The sequence below is a fragment of the Mesorhizobium sp. M1295 genome (genome assembly GCF_040318135.1).
Classification (GTDB): domain Bacteria; phylum Pseudomonadota; class Alphaproteobacteria; order Rhizobiales; family Rhizobiaceae; genus Mesorhizobium.
In genome coordinates, this window is record NZ_JAMYLU010000026.1 from 13,246 (window position 1) to 30,937 (window position 17,692).

The window sequence follows — 17,692 nt, forward strand, 5'->3', positions numbered from 1 at the left end:
CTCCTCAAAAGGCGGCATTGATGAAACAGCAGAACTCGTTTGTCACCCCCTTTTCGGCCAGGCGATGTTGTCCCGTGAAAAGGATTTACCTCGAGAGCCTCAGAACCGCGGCCCGATCACAATCGCGCGCCTATGCGCGAGCCGCTTGCTTTCGAGGTCGAACGCCCGGTACTCAGCAACACTGCTTCATGTAGCTTGCTCGACATTCTTGATGCCGGCGTTGAGCACTGCACCGATTTTCACCGGTAGAAGGACGCACATGATCCGCCCACAAGGAACCATCGCACCGATCCTGACGCCGTTCGAAAACGACGGCCGCATTGCCCGCGACCTCTGGATATCACACGCCAAGTGGGTGCTGGATCAGGGAGCGCATTTCCTGTCGCCGTTCGGTACCACGGGCGAGGCGTTGTCCGTCTCGTTGCGCGAGCGCATGCAAGCGCTGGAGTGGCTGGTCGAGGCCGGCATTTCGCCAAGCCATCTGATGCCCGGCACCGGTGTCACAGCACTTGCCGAAACCGTCGAGCTGACGGCGCATGCGGTCGGTCTCGGCTGTGCCGGGGTGATGGTGCTGCCGTCGTTCTTCTATACGGCCGCCGGCGACAACGGACAGGCCCGCTACTACAGCGAGCTGATCGAACGGGTGGCGAACCCGGCGATGAGGATGATCCTCTACCACATCCCGCAGAATTCCGGCGTACCGGTGAGCCCGGCGCTGACCGCCCGGCTGAGCGAAGCGTTTCCCGATGTCGTGGTGGCCTACAAGGACAGTGCCGGTGACTGGAACAACACCGCGGCGGTCATTGCGGCAGCCCCAAAGGTCGCGGTGTTTCCGAGCTCGGAAGCACAGCTGACGAAAGGCCTCGCCAACGGTGCTGCGGGGTGCATCTCGGCGACGGTCAATCTGAATGCGGCAGCGATCCGGGCCCTCTATGACGCAACGCTGGCGGGAGAGGACATTACTGACGCGGAGGCCGGCATCAAGGCGTTCCGCAAAATCATCCAGGATGCCGGCCTCATCGCTGCGATGAAGGCGGTCCTGTCAGCACGATCGGGCGACAGGCGCTGGCTGAACCTGCGCGCGCCGCACGAGAATGCAACGCAGACCAGCGGCGAAGCTTTGCTCGCCGCTCTCGGCCCGCTAGCCGACCATATCGGCCGGAGCTGACTATCGGGCAGCGTTCAGGGCGGCAGCAGCGCGTATCAGCGCCTTGAACCCATTCTCATTTATAGCCTCGCCCTCACGGATATCGATGGCGCGCCTGGTGTTGCCTTCGAGGCTGGAGTTGAACAGGCCTGAAGGGTCCTGCAGCGAGGCGCCCTTTGCGAAGGTCACTTTCACGACGTTCTTGTAGGTCTCGCCAGTGCAGATTATTCCGGCGTGCGACCACACCGGAACGCCTCGCCACTTCCACTCCTCGACCACTTCCGGGTCGGCCTGCTTGACGAGAGCGCGGACATGCGAAAGCGTCTGGCCTCGCCAATCGCCCAGCTCGCTGATCCTCGCATCTATCAGCTGAGAGGGAGAGTTGCCTGCATTTCCTTCCATCGAGCCACTCTTCATCGTCATTGTCGCTTTCCCTAGGGTTGTTGCCGCTCGCCCGTCACATGAATACCGCTAGTCGGCACCTGGTTTGCGGGAATGACTGGCATTCCCACTCACATTCGCTCGCCCGGCAATTGGCTGGCTTGCTTCACCCAGGCGGCCAGTTGAGTTTCGTCCAGCTGGTCGTCCTGGCGGATATCGAGGTAGCGCACGTCCTTGTGCTTGGACTCGCCTGGAGGGACAGGATGCAGCGACGCGCCGCGGAAGAAAGCCAGCTTGATGTACTTTGTGAAGCAATGGAAGTTGAGGAACCAGCCTTGACCCTCTACGCCATAGAAGGGCGAGTTCCATTTGACGGCCTTGCGCACGTTGGGCACGCTGCGCACGATGAGCGCGTCGAGGCGGCGCCCGACGTCGCGTTTCCAGCCCGGCATGGCCGCGATGTAGGCTTGCACAGGGGCGTCGCCATCGGCCTTCGCTATCTGCGGGTTGCCGCCTGCGAGGAGGACCGGCTTGGCAGCGGCAGGGTTGGCGGCGGGCTTCTTCGCGACCGCCAATGACCTGATGGACGTCTTGTTGGCCATGCGTTCACTCCAATGCGCCGGTGCCCCCTGCGTTGCGCCACTTGGGAGCGTAAGGCAGCACGAACATGTACAGACCGGTAAGCAGGAGCAAGCCGAGCGGAAACAGCGGCAAAAGGTATACCCAGTAGGCGGGTTCCTTGCCTGCTCCCAGGCTGATGAAGATAGCGGCGACGACCGCCGCAAAGATAATCGACAGCCAGCGGTGGATCTGCCGAACCCATTTGTTCCAATCCATTGAGACCTCCTCTGAAGACGAACCGAAGCGGATCGGCGGCCCGTTTGGCGACTCCCGCCGGGCAGCCACGCCACTGAACGCGTGCCTTACCAGCGCGCCAGCTGGGTGATTTGAACGACATTGCCGCAGCCGTCGTTCAGCTGGGCGATGGTCGAGCCGGTTACTTCGGTCGGCGGCATGGTGAATTCGGCGCCGCGCGCTTTGATACGCTCGTAGTCGCTCTTGATGTTGTCGCTGAAGAACATGACCGCGGGCTGGCCCTGCTGGAACATGGCTTTCTGGTAGGTCTTTGCGGCCGGGTTGTCATTGAGCGCGAGTTGCAGCTCGGCACCGTCCGGCTCGTCGGGTGATGCGACGGTCAGCCAGCGAAACGGCCCATTGCTGAAATCGGCCTTCTTCGTAAAGCCGAGCGTTTCGGTGTAAAAGCCCAGAGCCTTTTCCTGGTCATCCACGTATACTTTGGTCAACTTGATCTTCATTGGCTTGCCTCCATTATCGCCCCGCCATCTGCCGCTCTGTAACAGAGCCCGTGCTTGAATAGCGCCCGCGGACCTCAGTCCGTCCGCGCCAGAACCTGCTCCAGATCGTCAAAGAACCTCGGCCAGCCGACTTTGGCACCCCGGAAGTAAGGCTGCTGATCCGGCCGGAAGCCCGACTGCTCCATGCGCAAGCGGACCCCGGTACTCGTGGGGGTGAGGGTCCAGGAGACGACACTCTTGAGATCCTTGGTATCCCACGTGTAAGTCAGCGTTCTGTTCGGCTCGACCGTCTGGACCTGACATTCGACGGAGCCCCAGGCTGCGTGAAGATTAAAACGGTGGTCCGCGACAGGCTTGAAGTCGTTTTTCATGAGCCACTCCTCGATCAAGTGTGGTTGCGTGAGCGCGCGCCAGATCTTCTCGGGCGGATAAGCGATCTCCCGTTCGACAATAACGGAGAGTGTTTCGGTCGACGTTCGGTTCACTGGTCCATCCTTTTGAGCAGGTCTTCGAGGTCGTCGAACCGGCTCTGCCAGAACCCGGTCATCTGGCTTGTCCAGTCGATCAGGGGGGCAAGCGCAGCAAGCTGCGCGCTATAGTGGGTCTGTCGTCCTGCATGGCGGTCGCGCACCAGCCCCGCCTGCCTCAAAACCCCGAGATGCTTCGACACGGCCGGTTGCGAGATCCCGGCCTGAGCCGTCAGAGCCCCGACCGTCTGCTCTCCTTCGCGACACAGTCGCTCAAAAATAGCGCGCCGAGTCGGATCGGCAAGCGTTCTGAAGAGTACATCGTGAGCGTTTGGCATTGGGATCGATAACCCTTCGGCTATTGATCGATGTATAACCATTGGGATATGTATTAGTCAAGCGGAAAGCGGCATAATTCTCGTTGCAGGAGCGATCACCTGCTTCGCTCACGCAGCCAGTTGCTCATTCGCCGTACTCTGCGCTGGAATCGTCAAGCGTGATGCGCTATATGACCATCTACATGGTCAGGAGCGTGACATGGACGTGGTCAATCTGGCGGACGCCAAGGCACATCTGAGCGAGCTCGTCGACCGGGTCGAGGCTGGAGACTCGATCGACATCACCCGGCGTGGCAAGCCGGTCGCCCGACTCACGGCCGTGGCCCGCCCCCGCAGGCGGATCGACGCCGTCCTGCTCCAATCCCTGACCGCAACCATGCCTCTGCAGGCTCAGGCCGCCGCCGATCTGGTGCGATCGATGCGAGATGGCGATCGCTATTGATGCTTTATCTCGACACTTCGCTGATCGTAGCAGCGCTATCCAACGAAGCCATGACCGCGCGCGTTCAGGGCTGGCTGGCGGAGCAGGACCCAGCGCAACTTGTGATCAGCGACTGGACCATCACCGAGATGTCCTCCGCCATGGCGATCAAGCTTCGGACCGGACAGATTGACCTGGAGCAGCGCGCAGCAGCGCTCGCGATGTTCAACAAGCTGGTCGCCGAGAGCTTCACCGTGCTGCCGGTGACGGGCGGGCATTTTCGGGTCGCCGCGAAATTCGCCGATCAGCATACGCTCGGGCTTCGTGCTGGCGACGCCCTGCACCTCGCGACGGCATCCGAGCATGGCGCCACGGTGCGAACCCTCGACCAGCGGCTCGCCGAGGCAGGGCCGATACTCGGCGTGCCGACGCAGTTGCTGGCATGATCAAGGCTCCTCCTTCAAATGCATATATCCCAAGTTGCCTTGATCTCGACCACTTCTGGATATACATTTCTCCTGGCGTATATCTAGGAGAGGAAGTGGCATGCAGGTCGCCAAATGGGGAAACAGTCTTGCGGTCCGCCTTCCCGCCGCTGTGGTCGAAGCGCTTGAACTCAGGGAAGGCGATGAGATCGAAATCCATGTCGCTGACGCCCGCCAGCTTGGCGTGGCGCGGAAGCCCGGGCGCGAGGAGTTGCTGAAGCGTCTCCGCGCCTTCCGTGGTCGGCTCCCCGCTGACTTCAAATTCGATCGGGATAAGGCGAATGCCCGTTAGTTTTTTTGATACCAATGTCCTACTTTATATCGCGTCAAGCGATACGGCGAAGGCTGATCGGGCCGAGGCGGCCATCGCTGCTGGCGGGGCGATCAGCGTGCAGGTTCTCAACGAACTCGCCAACGTCGCGCGTCGGAAGATGCAAATGTCATGGACCGACACGCATGCGCTGCTGACCACGCTGCGCGGCCTGTTGACGGTTCATCCGCTCACGCTCGAGACCCACGAAACAGGATTGAGGCTCGCCGAGCGGTACAGCCTTTCTACCTATGACGCGATGATCGCGTCCGCGGCGATTCACGCTGGCTGCGATACACTTTTGTCAGAGGATATGCAGCACGGAATGGCGCTCGGCGATGGCTTGCGCATCGTTAATCCCTTTCGCGTTGCGGGTTGATCTCGCTCATTGAAGGCGGCTTTCGGCCTTGCCGAGCGGCGTTTCAGGCACCGAGGGCGATGCTTCAACCACAAGCGTCGGCGCGGGCGAGGAGAAAGGCCGCTTCACGTACGTTGCGGGTGAGCTTGGCCGCCGCCTCGAATTCGGCGCGGGCCTCGGCCAGCCGGCCGGCCCGAAACAGAAAGTCGCCCCTCGCTGCCGGCAATGGCGCATAGTTGCGCAGGGCGGCGGCGCCGGCAATCTCGTCTACCAGCCGCAGGCCCGCCTCAGGCCCGAAGGCCATGCTGTGGGCGACCGCTCGATTGAGATCGACCACCGGCGAGGGCATCACTGCTCGCAGCCGGTCGTAGAGCGCTGCGATGCGGGGCCAATCGGTATCGGCCGGACTGCGCGCCCGCGCATGGCAGACTGCAAGCGCGGCTTGTAACGCATAGGGGCCATCGCCCCCGAGAGCTTCGGCGCGGGCCAGCGCGTCAAGGCCTCGGCGGATCAGCAGTTGGTCCCAGCGTGCGCGGTTTTGCTCGGTCAGGGTCAAGAGGGCGCCGTCCGGCCCGATGCGTGCGGGCAGGCGCGATGCCTGGATTTCCATCAGAGCCAGCAGGCCGAACACTTCGGCATCCTCGGGCATCAGCCCCGCCAGCATACGGCCCAGCCGTTGTGCCTCCAGGCACAGGCCCGGCCGGACAAGGTCGTCGCCGGCCGTGGCAGCATAGCCTTCATTGAAGATGAGATAGATGACCTCCAGCACCGAGGACAGACGCGCCGCACGCTCGGCACCGCGCGGCACCTCAAAGCTGAGCCCGGCCTTTCCGATCGTCTTCTTTGCGCGGACGATGCGCTGGGCGATGGTCACCTCGCTCGACAGGAAAGCACGGGCGATCTCGTCCGTCGTCAGACCGCCGATGACACGCAGCGTGAGCGCCGCGCGGGCGTCGGCCGAAAGTACGGGGTGGCAGGCTGTGAAGATGAGGCCCAGCAGCTCGTCGCCAAGATCGTCGTTGATAGCCATTTCGATCACCTCGGCCGCGCCGTTGCACTCGCCGTCAAGCTCCCGCGCGATCTCCTCATGCTTGCGCCCGCGCATCTTGTCGCGACGGATCGCGTCGATGGCGCGGCGTTTGGCGGCCGTCATCAGCCAAGCGCCGGGATTGGCCGGCACGCCGGCCTTGGACCATTCGGACAGGGCTATGACCAGGGCGTCTTGCACCAGTTCCTCTGCAAGGTCGACATTGCGCACGAGGCGGACCAGACCCGCGATGAGTCGGGCCCGTTCAATGCGAAAAATCGCTTCGATCGCCTGGTGCGTCTCGCCTGCAGTCATGCTGCCTTGTCGGCCAAAGCCATAACGGAGGCAAGCAGATTGCGGCCGACAGTCTCGGTTGCCGCTGAGCTTCTCGCGCGTTCGGTCATGGATTTCCGTGACCTCCGGCATCAGATTTTCATTGCCAATCAGCCATCTCGTACAGCGGCCGGATTTCGATCTCGCTCGGTCCCGGCGTGGGATTGGGGCAGCGCTTCACCCAGGCGACCGCCTCGTCCATATCCTTGACTTCCCAAAGCCAAAAGCCGGCGACCAGCTCGCGGGTCTCGGCGAAAGGCCCGTCGATGACGGTGCGGCGGGAACCATCAAACGCAACGCGCTTGCCCTGCGAGGAGGGCTTGAGGCCGTCGGCGTCGAGCAAGATGCCGGCATTGCGCAGCTCATCGTTAAATGTGCCCATCGCCTCCATCGCCTCCTTAGCCTCGGGCGTGGGGAGAAAGCCCTTTTCGCTGTCCTCGGTGGCCTTCACGAGCACCATCACACGCATCGTCTGTCTCCTTGTTTGAGCCGGCCTCATAGGCCGGCATCGGAACGACGAACGAAGTTTAGGAAATCGACATTGTCCTGCAAATTTTTTTCGACGGTTGAGGCGCGGGACGCCAATGGCCGCTTCCGGGTCAGGAATCGCGACGGTGCGATATTGAGATTGGGCGCTTGACGGGCGCCCGAGTCACAAGCTCGAACACGAGTTTCATGAATGCCTTGATCGGGCGAAGCTCCTGCTACCCTTCAGACGGCCGCGAATGAACCTGTGAACCGGCTTGTGATCGGCAATCCGTAGCGGCATCAGGCGTCATCCGGCTGAAACTCCGTCTTCCGAGACGATCCCCGCACCCAGCCGCGTTCGTTGCGCTGCTCTTGGACCTGACACGCATGAGTGACCCGCCTAAACCATTTCGGGACGTTTTGAAGCCTCGCGGATCGCCTTGTGCACGCTGCGCTGCAAATCCATGAAAGCCGGGGTTTCCATGACCTCTTCCCGGCGCGGGCGCTCGATGTCGACATTGAAGGTCTGCATGATGCGTCCCGGGCCGATCCCCATCACAACGATGCGGTCCGACAGGTAGACGGCTTCTTCCACATCATGGGTGACGAAAAGCACGGTCAGCCTGTGCTCCTCCCAGATCTGCGTCAGGAGTTCCTGCATATGATGCCTGGTCAAGGCATCGAGCGCGCCAAAGGGCTCGTCCATCAGAAGCATTTTGGGTCGATAGGAAAGAGCACGCGCTATAGCCACACGTTGCTTCATGCCGCCCGAAAGCTCAGACGGATAGCGATTGGCGCTGTGCGGGAGCTTGACCAGATCGAGATGCTCGCGTGCTATCCTGCGGCAGGTCGCGCGATCATGACCCGCGGCCTTGAGCGCGAACTCGATATTCTGCTGCGCCGTCAGCCAGGGAAGCAGGGTGTAGGACTGGAAGACGACGCCGCGGTCGAGACCCGGCTGCAGGATCGGCGAGCCATCGATGGCAAGATCTCCTGCGTCGAAATCCTGCAGTCCGGCAACGATCGACAGCAGCGTGCTCTTGCCGCAACCCGACGTGCCTACCAGCGAGACGAACTCGTTGTCGGCAAGATCGAGATTGATATCGCGCAACACTTCCGTGCGCCGCGCGCCCGTGCCGAAGCTCTTGTGGAGACCTTTGATCCCCAATTTGGGCAAACTCATCGGCCCGGCCTCATTGCACGTGGCCCTCCTGCCGGAACAACACTTTTCCCAGTGCCTTCATGACCTGGTCGGTGATGAGACCAAGCACGCCCAGCAGCAGGATGTAGCCGATGATGGTGTTTGTCTGGAAATAGCGCTGGGACACGGTGATGCGGTAGCCGAGGCCTGATGTCGCCGCGACAAGTTCCGCCAACACCAGCCAGGTCCATGCCCAGCCGAGACTGATGCGCAGCGTATCCCAGATGCCTGGCAAGGCGCTGGGAACCACGATGCGCGTCAGGATCTTGCGATCCGGCAGGCCGAGCGTCCTGCCAAGGCCAATGAAATCAGCGGGAACCCGCTTCACATTGTCCATGATCATCAGCACCTGCTGGAAGAAGGTGCCGATGAAGATGATCAGGAACTTCTGCGCATCGCCCGTCCCGGACCACAGGATGGAGAGGGGCACGAACGCGACCACCGGCATGTAGCGGATGAAATCCACAAGCGGCTCGATCGCCGCTTCCCAGGTCCGGAAGCTGCCGATCAGCACGCCAATCGGAATCGCCAGGGCCGAGGCGATGAGGAAGCCAATGGAAATACGGTATATCGAGGTCCTGAGATCCAGCCACAGCGTGCCGTCACCCGCGAGCTTGCCGAGTTGGGTCACCACGCTTCCCGGCGAGGGCAGGAAAATCGGCTTTACCAGCCCAAGCCCCGTTGCCGCCCACCAGGCGAGGCCGAGGCCGGCAAAGACGGCCACCGCTATCATCAGGAAGCGCGAGCGTGCGATAGGCGCGCCGATCCCGGAGGATCGGCGACGGCGCATCGGCTGTTTGGTCACCGGCCCCGGTGCTGCGTGAGACGGGCTTGGCTTGGTCGCACGCTGCTCGGACATTTGCGTCACCACCGCGAGCCGGCCCTCGTCATTTCGCGGCCTTGACGAATGACGGGTCGATCATCTGCTCCGGCGTCACGTCCGCCTGAAGCAGCCCGGCGTTCTTGGCGGCCGCCTCGACCTCGGCGAATGTCTTGGTGGAAAATTCGCCCGTCAGCGCATCCTTGTTTTCGGCGAGAGTATAGTAACGCACGCCATCAAAGGCGGTGTTGAGGTCTTCGACGCTCGAACCGACCGCCTTGGAGATGATCGCCCGGCCGTCGGGCGTGTCGGCGTTGTAGGCCTTCAGGGCCGCATCCCAGGTTTTGATCATGGCAAGCACCTGGCCGGGACGCGACTTGATCACCTCATCGCGCACCACGAACACGTCGCTGATCAGGCCGGGATCTTCGCCCGCGGTGAAGAGCAGCTTGACATCCTTGTTCTGCGCCCTGGCCGCGGTGAGATAGGGCTCATAGGTAACCGCGACCGGCACCTGGCCAGCGATCAACGCACTGCCGGCATCCGCCGCCGGCATCGGAACCGGCTGGACATCGGCGATGGACATGCCGTTCTTGGCCAGCGCGTATTTGAGCAGGATGTCGCTCGTCGTGCCTTCCTCGAAAGCGACCTGCTTTCCCTTGAGGTCTGCGACGGACGCGATGTCCTTGCCGGCGATCATGGCGTCCGCCGTCATGCTGACGTCGAGCAGAAGCACGATCTTCACCGGCAGGCCGGCCGCAACCATGCCCATGGCCGTGTGGGTCGCGATATTGGCGGCATCGAGCTGGCCGCTGGCCAAGGCGGCGTTGATGTCCTTGTCCTCGGCGAAGTTCACGATCTGTACGTCGGACAGCCCGTTTGCCTTGAACAGACCCTTGGCTTCGGCGACGTGCCACTGGCCGTAGCCAAGCCATGGCTCGATGCCGATCTTGAATGTTCCTGCCTCAGGCGTCGCCGGAATGGTTGTATCGGCCGCGTAGGCCGCCGGGGCGAACCCGACGGCAGCAGCCATAACGAGTGCCCGAAATTGTCCTGCTAGGTTACGCATCGTCTTGTTCCCCTTGATGATCAGGCCGCTTTTTTTGAACCAAACATCCGGCCTGGTGAGAATGCGGGCTTCTGCTCTTGCGGCACCGTGCCTCGGCATCTTAGCGTCAGTTCAACCGAAGTGCGACGACACTTCAACGTCAGCAACAGCGGATGTCAAGGCTAAATACATACATGCATATACAAGTCAGACCTCTCTGAATCGCTTCACTGCGATCAGGTTTTTTTGGACGGAGAATACCGACTGCCAAGCGAGTAGCGGCTTCCAACGTAAGTCAGCTTGCTGATCGTGGCAACGACGGCGCCCGTCCATGTCCGGCGATGCAGAAGCAGGCAGCAGCTGCCGGCATCGATGCCCAGATGCCGCGCCGTTTCGGCATCGGCAGGGGTCGCCGAAATGATATGCTCGACCTCCGTCACCGGGGTTTTCTGCATGAGATAGTCGTAGGTTGCTGTCCTGGAAAAATCCTGCTTGTCATAGTCGGGTATCAGGCCCGGGTTGACGAAGCGCTCTTCCAGTTGCACAGGCAGGTCGTTCTCGAAGTTGACGACAATGGAATGATAGATCGACGCGCGCTTTGCGAACTCGAACGAAAGCGCGAGTTCCTTTGTCGGCATGATCTCTTCGAGGACGATAACCGCGGAGCGATGCCTGTTTCCCCGCGCGACAATTTCCGCTGCGATGTTGTTGATTTCGATCAGTGCGGATTGCGGTCGAGGTGGCGCGATGAATGTGCCGACGCCCTGGAGCCGGATCAGAAAACCCGCAGAGGTCAACTCCCGCAAGGCACGATGAACCGTCATCCGAGACACGCCGAGTGTCGCCACGAATTCATTTTCGGACGGCAGCTTCCGATCCTTGCTCCATCGCCCCGTTCCGATGTTCGTCAGGATGTAGTCCTTGACCTTCTCGTAAAGAGGGCTGGCGGTGTCGGGCAAAGAGATCATTTCAAAAATCCTTTCCGGCAACGTTCGGAAATCACACGCGCCCGGCAGACCGCATCCGGATGATTGTTTTCAAGCCATCGCCCTGCCCCGCCAACAGCCGCTCATAGGCTGCGGGAACATCATCCAGACCGATCTCGCGGTCGATCAGTTCGACCATGGGCTCGGTCAATTCGCCGAGCATCCGGATGGCGTCGGGAAGCTCATCTGCAAAGGCGTGGCATCCCAGCAATGTGATTTCGCGTTCAACCAGGATGTTGGGATCGATATCGAGGCGCCCATGGAATATGCCGACCATCGCAACGGTGCCGCCGGCATCGAGAACGCCGAGCAGCTGGCAGAGTACTGCGATACTGCCGGTCGCTTCGACGGCAGCGAGCAAGGGGGCATCCGCGGTCGCCGCGGCAATGGCGTCCCGGTTCAAGTCGACGATGCTGGCGTCTGTCACCCGCGCCACCCGGGCGCATCGGCCAGGGTTGCGATCGGCGACGAGCACGGTACCTGCGAAGGTTCGAGAGAGCAGCAGCGCGGCAAGACCGCCAATGGTGCCGCAGCCGACGACAAGAACGGAGCCGACCGTTTTCGGCAGACGCCGCACTGCATGCAACGCTACAGCCAGCGGCTCGGCCATCGCCGCGACCCGTTCGTCAAGCGCGGTATCGACGACGTGCAGCAGGCGTGCGGGCAGGACCGCTTGTTCGGCAAATCCGCCGTCGCATATTTCGCCAACAAAGCCCAGCGACGAGCAAAGATGCCGCCTGCCTGCATGGCATTGCGCGCACTCTCCGCACCAGAAGCGGGAATCGGCGACCACTCGGTCGCCAACAGCTACGGTGTCCACGCCCTCGCCGATGGCGATCACCGTGCCTGTCAGTTCATGGCCTGCCGTCGAAGGCGACCGGCTTATCCACTGGCCCGTGCGGAAGTTGTGGAGATCGGAACCGCAGATGCCTGCGGCATCGACCCTCAGCTTCACCCAGCCCACCTCGGGACCGCCTGGCGCGGCGATATTCTCGACGCGCAAGTCGCCGGGTCCATGGAGTCGTGCCGCCCTCATCGTCATCGTTTCCGCTCAGCCGGCGAGATAGCGATCGCGGATCTCCGAAACCGCGTTCTCGTGCGAGCTGAACCCTTCGTAACGGGCGAGCCTGCGGGCATGCAGTGCGAGTTCCGGATAGGCGGCCGAGGTCACATAGCCGACTGATGATCTCTTGACGAAATCCGTTACGGAAAGCGGTCCGAAGGTTCGCGCCCACCGGCTGGTCGGCAGCACCGCATTGGGCCCGAGGACGAAGTTGGCGAGGGTCACCGGGGTATGCGGCCCCATGAGGATCTCGGCGGCTTCTGTGATACGTCCGAGATGCGCAAATGGCTCCGTTGACAGAATCTCGAGATGCTCCGGCGCATAGTCGTTGATGAAGCGGTAGCTGTCCTCCAGCGATTCGGTCAGCACAATACCGCCGCGTTTTCCGGTGAGCACGGCGCGCGAGAACTCCACGCGCTGTTCGGTCATCCGGGACCAGTGTTCCGGTATCGCAATCAACGCGGCTTCGGCGACCTTGCGGCTGTGCGTCACCAGATAGGCGGACGAATCCGGCCCGTGCTCGGCCTCGATCAACAGGTCAAGAGCGGCCAGGCCGCCGTCGATGCTGTCATCGGCAAAGATGATCGCTTCGGACGGACCGGCGGGGAGACCCGTGTTGACGATCGGGGACAACACGCTCTTTGCCGCCACTACCCACGGGCTCCCCGGTCCGACGATCTTGACGGCGGGCTTCACAGTCTCGGTTCCATAGGCGACAGCGGCAACCGCATGGGCGCCGCCGCACTTGTACACGGTCTCCACGCCGGCGAGGCGGGCGGCAACCAGCGTCGCGGCATCGACGGAACCATCCGAAGTCGCAGGCGTCACGATCGCGATCTGCGGAACCCCGGCAATCACCGCCGGAACCGAGGTCATCATCGTCACCGAGGGGAAGGCGCCTTTGCCGCGCGGAACATAAAGCGCAACCGAAGCGATCGGTGTGTATCGGTCACCCGCATAGGCGCCAGGCCGAACTTCCTTGAGCCACATCGTCTCCGGGCGCTGCTCCTCGTGGAAATGCCTTATGTTCTCGATGCCAAACCGGATACTCTCCACGACATCCTTGTCGACCTTGTCGAATGCCGCATCGAACTCCGCTTCCGAAGCTTTCAGTCCACCGTCGGCAACATCGGCTTTGTCGAGCTCGCGCGCAAACCGGAGCAAGGCCGCGTCACCTTCATTCTTGACGGCCTGGATGATTGGACGGACCTTTTCGATGAAGGAAGACAGATCTCCTTCGGCGCGTTTAAGTAAATTGGCGCGCTGATCGACACTGAGGGATGACAGGCGGTGGAAGCTGACGTCAGACATGGCGGCTCCTTTTCTTAGTACGCAATCACGGTTAGCGCTTGTCGATCACTTCTGGGACACGTCTCCAGTCCCTGAAGCCTTCAAATCGATGCGAGAAAGCCTCCATCCACGGGAATGGACTGGCCCGTTATGTAGGCTGCCGCATCCGAAGCGAGGAACACCGCGATTCCGTGCAGGTCCGAGAGATCACCAAAACGGCGCTGCGGAATCTTGGCGAGCATCGATTGCTGCCATGCCTCGTTGCTGTAGAACACGTCTGTCATCGCTGTCCTGAAATAGCCAGGCGCGATGGCGTTGACCCGGATCCCGAGATCGGCCCACTCCGCCGCAAGCGCCCGCGTCATGCCGAGGAGGCCTGATTTCGACGAGCCGTAAGGCACCGCCGTGGGAATCCCGACCTCGGAGGTCAACGAGCAGAGATTGATAATGACGCCGGGCCGTCCGGCGTCTCTCATCTGCCGCGCGGCGGCTTGGGCGCAGAAGAAGGCGCCTTTGAGATTCGTATCGACAATCCTGTCCCACAAGGCCTCGTCGACATCGAGCGAGGGCCGGACCTCTTCCACACCCGCATTGTTGACGAGAATATCGAGACCTCCGAGCAGGCTGCCGGCCTCGGCTGTCGCCGCCCGGCATTGGTCGACATCGGTGACGTCCAGGGCGATGGCATGCGCGGCCCCGCCGGCAGTGCGGATGGCGGCCACCGTCTCCTCGAGCGAGGCCACGCTGCGCGCCGTGATCGCGACGTCGGCGCCGGCTGCGCTGAGCGCCTCGGCGATGCTGCGCCCGATGCCACGGCTTGCGCCGGTTACAAGCGCCTTCCTGCCTGACAGGTCGAAGAGAGATGCGTTGCGCATGTCATCCTCCTTGGTAATGTCGCGCTTGGACCGATCGCGTCGAGACTATCCGAATGCAGCTTATCTATACAAGCATGTACATCATGGCGGTAGTGCGCCATGCGGAACTTTGCTTGTCAGAGCGGCAGCGTATTGGCCGGCATCGGACCGGTCTGCGCGGTTCGCCGCAGCCCATCTGGAGTTCATCGGGAGGATAGATGAAGCGCGCAGTAGACCACGACGCGATGAGCGTGGTTGGTTATACCACCCCCTGGAGTGCCAAAGCAGGCCAGCAGATCAACCTCAGCCTGTCATGCGATCGGCCGATAAAGGCCACACGAATTTGCCGACTCGACAAGCCGGCTCCGGAATTTCTGGCCTGGCCCATCGAAGCGGTGGGTGAACCACGGCATCGGCATTTCGACCAAGGGTCGTTCCTGTTCGTGCGAGCCGGCGAACTGGCCAAAGTACAAGCCGTCCACGGCATTCGTTTTGAGCTGTTCCTCACGCGCAACGGAGGTGCGCGTACGATCCTGGAAGCAGGCGCCCTCGGGCTGCGCCTCCGCGACGGCGCATTTGCCCTGGAAATCGGCGGCGAAACCTTTGTCGAGAGGAAGGCGCCAACTGGTGTGTGGCTCACTGTCGAGTTGGATCTGCGGCAGGAGCAGCCGCGTCTGCGGATCAAATCGCATGATCTCCTCGCGCCTTACGAACTTCGTGAAGGTTTTGGCAGCCCTGCGCGGAACCTTCAAGCGCACGGCATCCATTTCGGCGCAAGTGCTACTCACCACGAACCTACCCTCAACGCGAAATTTGCCGCGATCCGGCTCGAGACACCGCAGGGGACCATTGCCTGGGATTTCCCGACGCTGTTACCAACGCAGCCGATCCTGTCGTCGGGCAGAGCAGATCCGCTGCTCCTCGATGTGATCAATCAGCCAGCCTTCTGCATGACTTCGGCACGCTGGGACGGATCGAGCTTCGAACCTCGCTTCGTGCCGTCGCACTACGACGCTATCCATTGCCACGACGACGACATCGGCCCGCTTGAGTGGCCGGCATCGCACTGCGTGACAATCCCTGAAAACGCACGCCCAGGCGTCTACGCGTTCCAGATCGAATGGGAGGATAGCTACGAACGCGTGGTGTTCTTCGTCACCTCATCACAGGTTTCGTCGCCGCTGTTGTATCTCGTGCCGACGGCCACCTATCTCGCTTATGCGGACGAATATCTCCCAGATCATCTTTATGAATGGAAAAGCGACGACCGGGGACATCGCTTCGCGGTCGCCAACAATCTGAAGTCTCTTTACGACTACCACTCCGACCTTAGCGGCGTTTCTATCTGCTCCTACAAAAAGCCGAAAGTGACGCTCAGGGACGATTACGATTATCCCCTCTGCGGCTGCCCACACAATTTGCCGGTCGATCTGCACTTCCTCCGATTCTGCCACGACAATGGAATCGTGTTTGACGTCATGACCGATCATGATTTGCACGAATGCGGTATAGACGGTCTGCGTGGACACCAAGCGGTCGTCACCGGCAGTCATCCCGAATATATGTCGATCGAGATGGAGCAGGCGCTGCGGCAGTTTGTGGCCGAAGGCGGCAGCATCGCCTATCTCGGCGGAAACGGCTTCGCCGCCACTGTGGCTTTCAAGGACGATCTGATGGAGCTGCGGCGCTCGCCGCTGGAGGCCGGCCGCACGTGGGACGGCCCGGTCGCCGAACAAGCGCTGTCGATCACCAACGAACCAGGCGGCTATCTCCGCTCCCGTGGCCGCGGCGAATTCTCGCTGATCGGTGGCGCGATCTCACTGATGGGATTCGAAGGCGCACGCCCCTTCACGCGCACTGACGAAAGCCATGAAGCAGGATGCGCATGGCTGTTCGAAGGCGTTGAAAATGCGACCTTCGGTTCGGACGGCATCGTGCTGGGCGGTGCCGCGGGCTACGAAGTGGATGCGACGGATCCAGCCCTCGGCACATCCGCGGACACCGTCGTGATCGCGCGTGCGACGGGATTTCCCGACAGCTTCTTCCAGGATCCGACGCGCTGGTGCGAGGGCGGGGATACGCAACGCATCGCCCGCCGCTGCGCCGAAATGACCCTGCGAAAGCTCGCAGCAGGCGGCTTGATCTTTTCGGCAAGCTCGGTTGCCTGGTGCGGCGCGCTGCCAGCCGCAGGCGCCATGAACGATGTCGGCAGGATCACGTTTAATCTGCTTAACCGCCTCGGCGCGACGAAAGGAGAACCCGGCCGAGAAAATCGATAAGCTGATTGGTCTCATTACGAGAAAGACCGCATCCTCAAGTCGCTGAGCCCAGCCTTCAACCGCGCAATGCGGCCGCGACGAGGCTTTGCATCGAAGTGGTCGGACGACCGATCAGCCGCCCGAGGGCGCCTCCGTCATCGAACAACGCTCCGCGTGAGGCTGCGGCGTCGGTATCGGCCAGAAGCGCAGCGAGGTCGGCCGGCAGCCCGGCCTCCGCCAACACATCCTGATAGGCGGCTTGGGAAAAATCGTTGTAGGCGATAGCCTTGCCCGACTGCCGCGAGACCTCCGCCGCAAGCTCGGCGAGCGTAAAGGCTTGGTCTGCGGCGAGCTCGTACGTCTTTCCCGCATGGTCGTCGGTCGTCAGCACCACGGCTGCGGCCTCGGCATAGTCCCGCCGCGCTGCGGACGAGAAACGCCCGTCTTTCGCGGCGCCGACGAAGGCGCCGTGCTCCAGAGCCGCCGGAAGCGCCAGCAGGTGGTTCTCGGTGTACCAGCCATTGCGCAGGATGACGGCGGGAACGCCCGAGTCCGCGATGACCTCCTCCGTCTGCCGGTGCTCGATTGCGAGCGTTGCGGAAGACGTGTCGGCATGCAGCATGCTGGTGTAAGCGATCAGCGAAACTCCGGCGCGTTGGGTTGCCTCGATCACCGCCCGATGCTGCGGCAGGCGGCCGCTGACCTCGGTCGACGAAATCAGTAGCAGTTTCTGGACGCCGGCGAAGGCCGCGGCGAGCGTGTCGGGACGGTCGTAGTCCGCCTCCCTTACGATCACACCGAGCTCCGCCAGATCGCTGGCCTTTGCCGGATTGCGAACCGCCGCGACGATCCGGTCGGCGGGAATGGTCTTCAGCAGTGCCTCGATCACGAGACGGCCAAGCTGTCCTGTTGCTCCAGTTATTGCATACATCGTGCAGTCCATTTCGTGGTTGTGTGATTGGAGAGCCTTCGAATAGCGGCCATCGTTACCATTGGAAACCACGTATCTTGCGGTTACCGCCATTTTCCGGTAACCAACTGGAAACTCCTCGAGAAGGGTGTGCGATGGTTCTCAAGGCGCGAAAGAAGGTGAAGGCTCCCCCCGGCTGCCCCATGTCGAG

22 protein-coding genes are annotated in these 17,692 nt (G+C 61.9%); 6 read left to right on the forward strand and 16 right to left on the reverse strand.

Translation table 11 applies throughout. The features are described 5' to 3' along the window. Positions 1-259: 259 nt before the first annotated feature. A complete protein-coding gene (locus NKH29_RS27210; RefSeq protein ID WP_352590435.1) occupies positions 260-1,168 on the forward strand; it encodes a dihydrodipicolinate synthase family protein in 909 nt (302 codons plus the stop codon). Here NKH29_RS27210 and NKH29_RS27215 read toward each other — a convergent pair whose 3' ends face one another. The 6 genes from NKH29_RS27215 to NKH29_RS27240 form a co-directional block, all read right to left on the reverse strand. Further along, entirely contained in the window at positions 1,169-1,570 is a 402-nt protein-coding gene (locus NKH29_RS27215) for a DUF1801 domain-containing protein (RefSeq protein WP_352792011.1), read from the reverse strand. 89 nt (positions 1,571-1,659) lie between these two features. Continuing rightward, positions 1,660-2,130, reverse strand: coding sequence for a DUF1801 domain-containing protein (locus NKH29_RS27220; RefSeq protein ID WP_023716564.1), 471 nt, complete (start codon positions 2,128-2,130; stop codon positions 1,660-1,662). A gap of 4 nt (positions 2,131-2,134) precedes the next feature. Next, positions 2,135-2,365: a hypothetical protein gene (locus NKH29_RS27225; protein WP_023716563.1), complete on the reverse strand. Its 231-nt coding sequence runs from the start codon at positions 2,363-2,365 to the stop codon at positions 2,135-2,137. Positions 2,366-2,451: 86 nt separating this feature from the next. Continuing rightward, entirely contained in the window at positions 2,452-2,844 is a 393-nt protein-coding gene (locus NKH29_RS27230; RefSeq protein ID WP_352482865.1) for a VOC family protein, read from the reverse strand. Between the two features lie 74 nt (positions 2,845-2,918). After that, the gene (locus tag NKH29_RS27235) at positions 2,919-3,329 is read right to left on the reverse strand and encodes an SRPBCC family protein (protein ID WP_023716561.1); all 411 of its coding nucleotides are present in this window, start codon (positions 3,327-3,329) and stop codon (positions 2,919-2,921) included. Further along, positions 3,326-3,649 carry an ArsR/SmtB family transcription factor gene (locus tag NKH29_RS27240; protein ID WP_023716560.1) on the reverse strand — a complete coding sequence of 108 codons (324 nt, stop codon included), beginning with the start codon at positions 3,647-3,649 and terminating at the stop codon, positions 3,326-3,328. The genes NKH29_RS27235 and NKH29_RS27240 overlap by 4 nt, the downstream gene beginning before the upstream one ends. 199 nt (positions 3,650-3,848) lie before the next feature. Here NKH29_RS27240 and NKH29_RS27245 point away from each other — a divergent pair, with 199 nt between their 5' ends. From NKH29_RS27245 to NKH29_RS27260, 4 genes are all read left to right on the forward strand, one after another. After that, positions 3,849-4,091, forward strand: a complete 243-nt coding sequence (locus tag NKH29_RS27245) for a type II toxin-antitoxin system Phd/YefM family antitoxin (protein ID WP_352493885.1) — start codon at positions 3,849-3,851, stop codon at positions 4,089-4,091. Beyond that, positions 4,091-4,516, forward strand: a complete 426-nt coding sequence (locus NKH29_RS27250) for a type II toxin-antitoxin system VapC family toxin (protein ID WP_352482869.1) — start codon at positions 4,091-4,093, stop codon at positions 4,514-4,516. Before NKH29_RS27245 ends, NKH29_RS27250 begins: the two co-directional genes overlap by 1 nt. A gap of 100 nt (positions 4,517-4,616) precedes the next feature. Beyond that, complete coding sequence (locus NKH29_RS27255) at positions 4,617-4,847, forward strand: AbrB/MazE/SpoVT family DNA-binding domain-containing protein (protein ID WP_023716557.1); 231 nt, start codon at positions 4,617-4,619, stop codon at positions 4,845-4,847. Then, the gene (locus tag NKH29_RS27260; protein ID WP_352482870.1) at positions 4,837-5,244 is read left to right on the forward strand and encodes a PIN domain-containing protein; all 408 of its coding nucleotides are present in this window, start codon (positions 4,837-4,839) and stop codon (positions 5,242-5,244) included. The genes NKH29_RS27255 and NKH29_RS27260 overlap by 11 nt, the downstream gene beginning before the upstream one ends. Positions 5,245-5,308: 64 nt before the next feature. On the opposite strand, the gene NKH29_RS27265 is transcribed toward NKH29_RS27260, so the two are convergent. The 9 genes from NKH29_RS27265 to NKH29_RS27305 all read right to left on the reverse strand — a co-directional run bounded on the left by NKH29_RS27265 (position 5,309) and on the right by NKH29_RS27305 (position 14,334). Beyond that, on the reverse strand, positions 5,309-6,565 hold the full coding sequence (locus tag NKH29_RS27265; protein ID WP_352816945.1) for an RNA polymerase sigma factor: 1,257 nt from the start codon (positions 6,563-6,565) through the stop codon (positions 5,309-5,311). A gap of 118 nt (positions 6,566-6,683) precedes the next feature. Then, a complete protein-coding gene (locus NKH29_RS27270; RefSeq protein ID WP_353001018.1) occupies positions 6,684-7,052 on the reverse strand; it encodes a YciI family protein in 369 nt (122 codons plus the stop codon). 399 nt (positions 7,053-7,451) lie between these two features. Beyond that, complete coding sequence (locus NKH29_RS27275; RefSeq protein ID WP_352482875.1) at positions 7,452-8,234, reverse strand: ABC transporter ATP-binding protein; 783 nt, start codon at positions 8,232-8,234, stop codon at positions 7,452-7,454. A 10-nt stretch (positions 8,235-8,244) separates the two neighbouring features. Further along, positions 8,245-9,042 (reverse strand): ABC transporter permease, encoded by a 798-nt coding sequence (locus tag NKH29_RS27280; RefSeq protein WP_245278504.1) that lies wholly within the window; start codon positions 9,040-9,042, stop codon positions 8,245-8,247. Positions 9,043-9,139: 97 nt separating this feature from the next. Continuing rightward, positions 9,140-10,141 carry an ABC transporter substrate-binding protein gene (locus NKH29_RS27285; protein WP_502898267.1) on the reverse strand — a complete coding sequence of 334 codons (1,002 nt, stop codon included), beginning with the start codon at positions 10,139-10,141 and terminating at the stop codon, positions 9,140-9,142. Between the two features lie 215 nt (positions 10,142-10,356). Continuing rightward, entirely contained in the window at positions 10,357-11,088 is a 732-nt protein-coding gene (gene hutC, locus NKH29_RS27290) for a histidine utilization transcriptional repressor HutC (RefSeq protein ID WP_023716549.1), read from the reverse strand. Positions 11,089-11,119: 31 nt separating this feature from the next. Continuing rightward, entirely contained in the window at positions 11,120-12,142 is a 1,023-nt protein-coding gene (locus tag NKH29_RS27295) for a zinc-dependent alcohol dehydrogenase (protein ID WP_352791308.1), read from the reverse strand. A gap of 15 nt (positions 12,143-12,157) precedes the next feature. Beyond that, positions 12,158-13,480 carry a histidinol dehydrogenase gene (hisD, locus tag NKH29_RS27300; RefSeq protein WP_352482878.1) on the reverse strand — a complete coding sequence of 441 codons (1,323 nt, stop codon included), beginning with the start codon at positions 13,478-13,480 and terminating at the stop codon, positions 12,158-12,160. 80 nt (positions 13,481-13,560) lie between these two features. Next, positions 13,561-14,334, reverse strand: coding sequence for an SDR family NAD(P)-dependent oxidoreductase (locus NKH29_RS27305; RefSeq protein WP_023716546.1), 774 nt, complete (start codon positions 14,332-14,334; stop codon positions 13,561-13,563). A gap of 197 nt (positions 14,335-14,531) precedes the next feature. On the opposite strand from NKH29_RS27305, the gene NKH29_RS27310 reads away from it, so the two are divergent. Then, the gene (locus NKH29_RS27310; RefSeq protein ID WP_352791310.1) at positions 14,532-16,592 is read left to right on the forward strand and encodes a N,N-dimethylformamidase beta subunit family domain-containing protein; all 2,061 of its coding nucleotides are present in this window, start codon (positions 14,532-14,534) and stop codon (positions 16,590-16,592) included. Between the two features lie 55 nt (positions 16,593-16,647). On the opposite strand, the gene NKH29_RS27315 is transcribed toward NKH29_RS27310, so the two are convergent. After that, positions 16,648-17,502 (reverse strand): SDR family oxidoreductase, encoded by an 855-nt coding sequence (locus NKH29_RS27315; RefSeq protein WP_353001019.1) that lies wholly within the window; start codon positions 17,500-17,502, stop codon positions 16,648-16,650. Positions 17,503-17,692 lie beyond the last annotated feature (190 nt).